This is a genomic window from Streptococcus mitis, from assembly GCF_001579035.1.
Taxonomy (GTDB): Bacteria; Bacillota; Bacilli; order Lactobacillales; family Streptococcaceae; genus Streptococcus; species Streptococcus mitis_J.
This window is the reverse complement of sequence record NZ_KQ970290.1, coordinates 115,362-123,160: the sequence shown is the minus strand read 5'-3', so window position 1 is coordinate 123,160 and position 7,799 is coordinate 115,362. Positions and strand designations below refer to the sequence as shown.

Sequence of the window (7,799 nt, the reverse complement as noted above, 5' to 3'; positions counted from 1 at the left end):
TAGACACCTTGTTGAGAAGTGATTTTCGCACCATTAAAGTCATCTAAAGATTTAGCATTTGCGTAAGTAGAATCTTTTTTGACTAGTAGAACGGGTTCGCTAGTGTAGTAACTGCTTGAAAAGGCAATTTCTTGTTTACGCTCGGCAGTAGGACTCATACCTGCGATAATCATGTCAATCTTACCAGAAGTAAGGGCGGGGACTAGACCTTCCCACTTGGTTTTAACAACCAAAGGTTCTTTACCTAAGTCCTTAGCGATTTTCTTGGCGATTTGAACATCGTATCCGTTAGCATACTGGTTGGTCCCATCGATTTTGACAGCTCCATTGCTATCATCGTCCTGGGTCCAGTTAAAGGGAGCATATGCTGCTTCCATCCCGATGCGTAAATATTCATCGGCTTGAGCAACATTGACAAGTCCCAGCATCAGCAAGAGACTTGTGAAAATAGATAAGTATATTTTTTTCATGATTTCTCCTATTTCTAATCTATTAAAAAATAACTGTCTCCTATTTTATCGAAAAATGCGTAATTTTTCAACATAAGTAAGCCTTTACTTACGAAAAAATGCTATAATGATAAGAAAGATAAAAAGGGGGCTTAATTGATGAAAAAAACTTTTTTCTTATTTGTTTTAGGCTTGTTTTGCCTTCTGCCATTCTCTGTTTTTGCCATTGATTTCAAGATAAACTCTTATCAAGGGGATTTGTATATTCATGCAGATAATACGGCAGAATTTAGACAGAAGATAGTTTATCAGTTTGAGGAGGACTTTAAGGGCCAAATCGTGGGACTTGGACGTGCTGGCAAGATGCCTAGCGGATTTGAGATTGATTCTCATCCAAAGGTTCAGGCTGCGAAAAATGGTGCTGAACTGACAGATGTTACGAGCGAAGTGATAGAAGGAGCAGATGGTTATACTGTTAAAGTTTATAATCCAGGTCAAGAAGGCGACACAGTTGAAGTTGACCTCGTTTGGAACTTGAAAAATTTGCTTTTTCTATATGATGACATTGCTGAATTAAATTGGCAACCTTTAACAGATAGTTCAGGGGCTATTGGCAAGTTTGAATTTCATGTAAGGGGAGACAAGGGAGCTGAAAAACTCTTTTTCCATACAGGCAAACTTTTTAGAGAGGGAACGATTGAAAAGAGTAGCCTTGATTATACTATTCGTTTAGACAATCTTCCGGCTAAGCGTGGAGTTGAATTGCATGCATACTGGCCTCGGACCGATTTTGCTAGCGCTAGGGATCAGGGATTGAAAGGGAATCGTTTAGAAGAGTTTAATAAGATAGAAGACTCGATTTTTAAAGAAAAAGAGCAAAGTAAACAACTCCTTACTTGGGTCTTCCCTTCGATACTTTCTATCTCCTTGTTATTGAGTATTTGCTTTTATTTTATTTATAGAAGAAAGACCACTCCTTCAGTCAAATATGCCAAAAATCATCGTCTCTATGAACCACCAATGGAATTAGAGCCTATGGTTTTATCAGAAGCAGTCTACTCGACCTCCTTGGAGGAAGTGAGTCCCTTGGTCAAGGGAGCTGGAAAATTCACCTTTGATCAACTTATTCAAGCTACCTTGCTAGATGTGATAGACCGTGGGAATGTCTCCATCATTTCAGAAGGAGATGCAGTTGGTTTGAGGCTAGTCAAAGAAGATGGTTTGTCAAGCTTTGAGAAAGACTGTCTAAATCTGGCTTTTTCAGGAAAAAAAGAAGAAACTCTTTCCAATTTGTTTGCGGATTACAAGGTATCTGATAATCTTTATCGTAGAGCAAAAGTCTCTGATGAAAAACGGATTCAAGCAAAGGGGCGTCAGCTCAAATCATCTTTTGAAGAGGTATTGAAAGAGATGCAAGAAGGAGTGAGAAAGCGAGTTTCCTTCTGGGGACTTCCAGATTATTATCGTCCTTTAACTGGTGGGGAAAAGGCTTTGCAAGTAGGTATGGGACTCTCCACTATTCTCCCCCTATTTATTGGATTTGGTTTGTTCTTGTACAGTTTAGATGTTCATGCTTATTTTTACCTCCCCTTGCCTATACTTGGTTTTCTAGGTTTGGTTTTGGCTGTTTTCTATTATTGGAAGCTTCGACTAGATAATCGTGATGGTGTCCTAAATGAAGCGGGAGCAGAGGTCTACTATCTCTGGACCAGTTTTGAAAATATGTTGCGTGAGATTGCACGATTGGATCAGGCAGAGTTGGAAAGTATTGTGGTCTGGAATCGCCTCTTGGTCTATGCGACTTTATTTGGCTATGCGGATAAGGTCAGCCATTTGATGAAGGTTCATCAGATCCAAGTGGAAAATCCAGATATCAATCTATATGTAGCTTATGGTTGGCATAGTATGTTTTATCATTCAAGCGCGCAAATGAGCCATTATGCTAGTGTCGCAAATACAGCAAGCACCTACTCCGTATCTTCTGGAAGTGGAAGTTCTGGCGGTGGCTTCTCTGGAGGCGGAGGTGGCGGCAGTATAGGAGCCTTTTAAAGAGAACTGCCACAGACTGAAAAAGTATGCTATAATGGAAGATAGAAAAAAGGAGTAATCTATGTATCTTATTGAAATTTTAAAATCTATCTTCTTCGGGATTGTTGAAGGAATTACGGAATGGTTGCCTATTTCCAGTACAGGTCACTTGATTTTAGCAGAGGAATTTATCCAATACCAAAATCAAAACGAAGCCTTTGTGTCCATGTTTAATGTCGTGATTCAGCTGGGTGCGATTTTAGCGGTTATGGTGATTTACTTTAACAAGCTCAATCCTTTCAAACCGACTAAGGACAAGCAGGAAGTTCGTAAGACTTGGAGACTATGGTTGAAGGTCTTGATTGCGACCTTGCCTTTGCTTGGTGTCTTTAAGTTTGATGATTGGTTTGATACCCACTTCCATAATATGGTTTCTGTTGCTCTCATGTTGATTATCTATGGGATTGCCTTTATCTATTTGGAAAAGCGCAATAAAGCGCGTGCTATAGAGCCAAGTGTAACAGAGTTGGACAAGCTTCCTTATACGACAGCTTTCTATATCGGACTCTTCCAAGTTCTTGCCCTTTTACCAGGAACGAGTCGTTCTGGGGCAACGATTGTCGGTGGTTTGTTAAATGGAACCAGTCGTTCTGTTGTGACAGAATTTACCTTCTATCTTGGAATTCCTGTTATGTTTGGAGCTAGCGCATTAAAGATTTTCAAATTTGTAAAAGCAGGACAACTCTTGAGCTTTGGGCAACTGTTCTTGCTCTTGGTTGCTATGGGAGTGGCCTTTGCAGTCAGCATGGTCGCTATTCGCTTCTTGACAAGCTATGTGAAAAAAACACGACTTTACCCTTTTCGGTAAATACCGCATCGTGCTTGGTAGTGTTTTGCTACTTTACAGTTTTGTCCGTTTATTTGTATAAGAAAAACCTTGAAGGGCCCAGGCTCTTCAAGGTTTTATACTCAATGAAAATCAAAGATCAAACTAGGAAGCTAGCCAAAGGTTGCTCAAAACACTGTTTTGAGGTTGCAGATAGAGCTGACGTGGTTTGAAGAGATTTTCGAAGTGTATTAAAATCCAGTCACGGTAATCCCCAGCAGGCGGACACCTCTTTCTTTCTCGCTTAACTCTTCATAGAGTTGCAGGGCTATTTGGCTTATCTGACCAGCATCCTGTGTTTTTTGAGCAAGACTTTTTCGTTTGGTAAGAGTTGAAAAGTCCTCGTAGCGGATTTTCAGAATGACAATTTTTCCAGCTTTTTCTTGTTGACTGAGATTGAGAGCGACTCTTTCTGATAGAAGAGTCAGCTCTTTTTTGATGTCTTCCTCAGCACGGAGAATCTTCCCATAGGTTTTCTCCTTCCCGATTGACTTACGGATGCGATTGGATTTGACTGGGGAATTGTGGATGCCACGAGCCTTTCGATAAAGGTCATAACCCAGTCTACCAAAGCGGTCTATTAGGGTCACTTCAGGAACTTCAAGTAGGTCAGCACCAGTAAAAACACCCATGTGATGAAGCCGTTCCACCGTCTTTTTTCCTACTCCATGAAACTTGGCCACGTCCATTTGTTTGAGAAAATCCTCAGCCTGTTCAGGTAGAATTACTGTCAAACCATGTGGTTTTTGATAATCACTGGCCATTTTAGCTAAGAATTTATTGTAAGAAACGCCAGCAGAAGCAGTTAGATGGAGTTCTTGCCAGATATCTTTTTGAATGAGGCGAGCGATTTTGACCGCTGACTTGATACCGAGTTTATTTTCTGTTACGTCTAAATAGGCTTCGTCAATGCTCATAGGTTCTATTAAATCTGTATAGCGCTTAAAGATAGCTCGGATCTGGAGTCCCACAGATTTGTATTTCTCATAATTCCCTGAGATGAAGACGGCCTGGGGACAACGTTCATAAGCTTCCTTGGAACTCATGGCTGAATGGATACCAAAAGCTCGTGCCTCATAGCTACAAGTGGAAACGACTCCCCGTCCACCTGTTTGCCGAGGGTCGCTTCCGATAATGACAGGTTTTCCTCTGAGTTTAGGATTATCTCTGATTTCCACCGCAGCAAAAAAGGCATCCATGTCAATATGGATGATTTTTCTTGACAAATCATTTAACAAAGGAAAAATCAACATGCCTAGCCCCCTTTTTACCGCTTATTTTCTTTTATTATACCCTTTTTTCTAGAAAAAAAGAAAAAGGACTTTATTTTTTCAAAAATATAATACAGTTTAAAATAAAATGTAGACTGTTTTAGAAAAGAAAGTATAAAAATAGGGAATTTTCACTTGTTGAAATCGGTTACTGTATGGTATACTTGACTCATGAATGTAACAGATGGTTGTTACTAGAAAGAAAAAAGAGGACATTAACATGGTTGTTAAAACAGTTGTTGAAGCACAAGATATTTTTGACAAAGCTTGGGAAGGCTTCAAAGGCGTAGATTGGAAAGAAAAAGCAAGTGTATCACGCTTCGTACAAGCTAACTACACACCTTACGATGGAGACGAAAGCTTCCTTGCAGGACCAACAGAACGTTCACTTCACATCAAAAAAATTGTAGAAGAAACGAAGGCACACTACGAAGAAACTCGTTTCCCAATGGACACTCGTCCAACATCTATCGCTGACATTCCAGCAGGATTTATCGACAAAGAAAATGAAGTTATCTTTGGTATCCAAAATGATGAACTCTTCAAATTGAACTTTATGCCAAAAGGTGGTATCCGTATGGCTGAAACTACTTTGAAAGAAAATGGATATGAACCAGATCCAGCTGTTCACGAAATCTTTACTAAATACGTAACAACAGTTAACGACGGTATCTTCCGTGCTTACACTTCAAACATTCGTCGCGCACGTCACGCTCACACTGTAACTGGTCTTCCAGATGCATACTCACGCGGACGTATCATCGGTGTTTACGCACGTCTTGCTCTTTACGGTGCAGACTACTTGATGCAAGAAAAAGTAAACGATTGGAATGCAATCGAAGAAATCGATGAAGAAACAATCCGTCTTCGTGAAGAAATCAACCTTCAATACCAAGCATTGCAACAAGTTGTTCGCTTGGGTGACCTTTACGGAGTTGACGTTCGCAAACCAGCGATGAACGTTAAAGAAGCAATCCAATGGGTTAATATCGCCTTCATGTCTGTCTGCCGTGTTATCAACGGTGCTGCTACATCCCTAGGACGTGTGCCAATCGTATTGGACATCTTTGCAGAACGTGACCTTGCTCGTGGTACATTTACTGAATCAGAAATCCAAGAATTCGTTGATGATTTCGTTATGAAACTTCGTACAGTTAAATTTGCTCGTACAAAAGCTTATGATCAATTGTACTCAGGTGACCCAACCTTCATCACAACTTCTATGGCTGGTATGGGTAACGACGGTCGTCACCGTGTTACTAAGATGGACTACCGTTTCTTGAACACTCTTGACAACATCGGTAACTCTCCAGAACCAAACTTGACAGTTCTTTGGACTGATAAATTGCCATACAACTTCCGTCGCTACTGTATGCACATGAGCCACAAACACTCTTCTATCCAATACGAAGGTGTAACAACAATGGCTAAAGACGGATATGGTGAAATGAGCTGTATCTCATGCTGTGTGTCTCCACTTGACCCAGAAAATGAAGAACAACGCCACAACATCCAGTACTTCGGTGCGCGTGTAAACGTATTGAAAGCCCTTCTTACTGGTTTGAACGGTGGTTACGACGATGTTCACAAAGACTACAAAGTATTTGATATTGAACCAATCCGTGATGAAGTTCTTGAATTTGAATCAGTTAAAGCTAACTTTGAAAAATCTCTTGACTGGTTGACTGACACTTACGTAGATGCTTTGAACATCATCCACTACATGACTGATAAGTACAACTACGAAGCTGTTCAAATGGCCTTCTTGCCAACTAAACAACGTGCCAACATGGGATTCGGTATCTGTGGATTTGCTAACACAGTTGATACATTGTCAGCTATCAAATACGCTACAGTTAAACCAATCCGTGATGAAAATGGCTATATCTACGATTACGAAACAATTGGTGAATATCCACGTTGGGGTGAAGATGACCCACGTTCAAACGAATTGGCAGAATGGTTGATCGAAGCTTACACAACTCGTCTACGTAGCCACAAACTTTACAAAGACGCAGAAGCTACTGTATCACTTTTGACAATCACATCTAACGTTGCTTACTCTAAACAAACTGGTAACTCACCAGTCCACAAAGGTGTATACCTCAACGAAGATGGTTCTGTGAACTTGTCTAAACTTGAATTCTTCTCACCAGGTGCTAACCCATCTAACAAAGCTAAAGGTGGTTGGTTGCAAAACTTGAACTCACTTTCTAGCCTTGACTTTAGTTATGCAGCTGATGGTATCTCATTGACTACACAAGTATCACCTCGCGCTCTTGGTAAGACTCGTGACGAACAAGTTGATAACTTGGTAACAATCCTTGATGGTTACTTTGAAAACGGTGGACAACACGTTAACTTGAACGTTATGGACTTGAACGATGTTTACGAAAAGATCATGTCAGGCGAAGACGTTATCGTACGTATCTCTGGATACTGTGTAAACACTAAATACCTCACTCCAGAACAAAAAACTGAATTGACACAACGTGTCTTCCACGAAGTTCTTTCAATGGATGATGCCTTGGATGCATTGAGCTAATCAAGTTCTTGAATAATGAAATAAGGAACCCTCGGTCAGTTGACTGAGGGTTGTTTTTTGGACTATTAAATTCCTTAAGTCAGGCACTGAAATATCTGACCGGGATTCAAAGATACTTGTTGAGTTACGGGAGGTATTTGAAAATAAAAACACCACACTCTGTAGGTTCACAAGGTGTGGTTGTATTTTATCTCTTAGACCAAGTTCTCTTCATAAAGAGAAGTAGGATTGGGTAAATCTCCAAGCGGCCTGCAATCATTGCAAAGGAGAGGAGAATTTTTGAGATGGGACTAAAGATTGAGAAGCTAGAAGTGGTTCCTAGAATAGGTCCGATATTATTGAAACAGCTAAAGACAGCGCTGGTCACGACCAGAAAATCATTGCTATCTAGGCTGACAATAAAGATAAGCGCTAGTAAAATCATAGCATAGATGACAAAGTACTTGAGAATCTTATGCTGGGTATCCTTATCAATCACCGTTTTATTAACATGGAGGGTCAAAACACGGTGGGGCGATAAGATTGACAAAATTTGGTTTTTGGCAATTTTTGAAAGGATAAGGCCTCGAATAATCTTGAGTCCACCTGCAGTTGATCCAGCAGAGCCACCGATTGCCATG

The 7,799-nt window shown here is 40.4% G+C and carries 5 protein-coding genes and 1 pseudogene; 3 read left to right on the top strand and 3 right to left on the bottom strand.

Annotated features, from left to right (window positions below; genetic code table 11):
• Window positions 1-470: transporter substrate-binding domain-containing protein (locus SMIDD26_RS08780; protein WP_134990270.1), on the bottom strand; the 470-nt coding region annotated here is incomplete at its 3' end.
• A gap of 138 nt (window positions 471-608) precedes the next feature.
• Here SMIDD26_RS08780 and SMIDD26_RS08775 point away from each other — a divergent pair.
• A complete protein-coding gene (locus SMIDD26_RS08775; RefSeq protein WP_061439855.1) occupies window positions 609-2,498 on the top strand; it encodes a DUF2207 domain-containing protein in 1,890 nt (629 codons plus the stop codon).
• Window positions 2,499-2,559: 61 nt separating this feature from the next.
• Window positions 2,560-3,406 (top strand): annotated as a pseudogene (locus SMIDD26_RS08770) (undecaprenyl-diphosphate phosphatase).
• A gap of 148 nt (window positions 3,407-3,554) precedes the next feature.
• Here the strand turns inward: SMIDD26_RS08770 and dinB are convergent.
• Entirely contained in the window at window positions 3,555-4,616 is a 1,062-nt protein-coding gene (gene dinB, locus SMIDD26_RS08765; RefSeq protein ID WP_061439854.1) for a DNA polymerase IV, read from the bottom strand.
• 238 nt (window positions 4,617-4,854) lie between these two features.
• Between dinB and pflB the strand changes: the two genes are divergently transcribed.
• Window positions 4,855-7,179, top strand: coding sequence for a formate C-acetyltransferase (pflB, locus tag SMIDD26_RS08760; protein ID WP_000260631.1), 2,325 nt, complete (start codon window positions 4,855-4,857; stop codon window positions 7,177-7,179).
• A 187-nt stretch (window positions 7,180-7,366) separates the two neighbouring features.
• On the opposite strand, the gene SMIDD26_RS08755 is transcribed toward pflB, so the two are convergent.
• A partial coding sequence (locus SMIDD26_RS08755; protein WP_134990259.1) for a potassium transporter TrkG occupies window positions 7,367-7,799 on the bottom strand: 433 nt, incomplete at its 5' end.

Excerpts from the sequence above, each read along its gene's own strand:
- SMIDD26_RS08775 (WP_061439855.1), top strand. The coding sequence starts at position 609 with ATGAAAAAAACTTTTTTCTTATTTGTTTTAGGCTTGTTTTGCCTTCTG.
- dinB (WP_061439854.1), bottom strand. The coding sequence starts at position 4,616 with ATGTTGATTTTTCCTTTGTTAAATGATTTGTCAAGAAAAATCATCCAT.
- pflB (WP_000260631.1), top strand. The coding sequence starts at position 4,855 with ATGGTTGTTAAAACAGTTGTTGAAGCACAAGATATTTTTGACAAAGCT.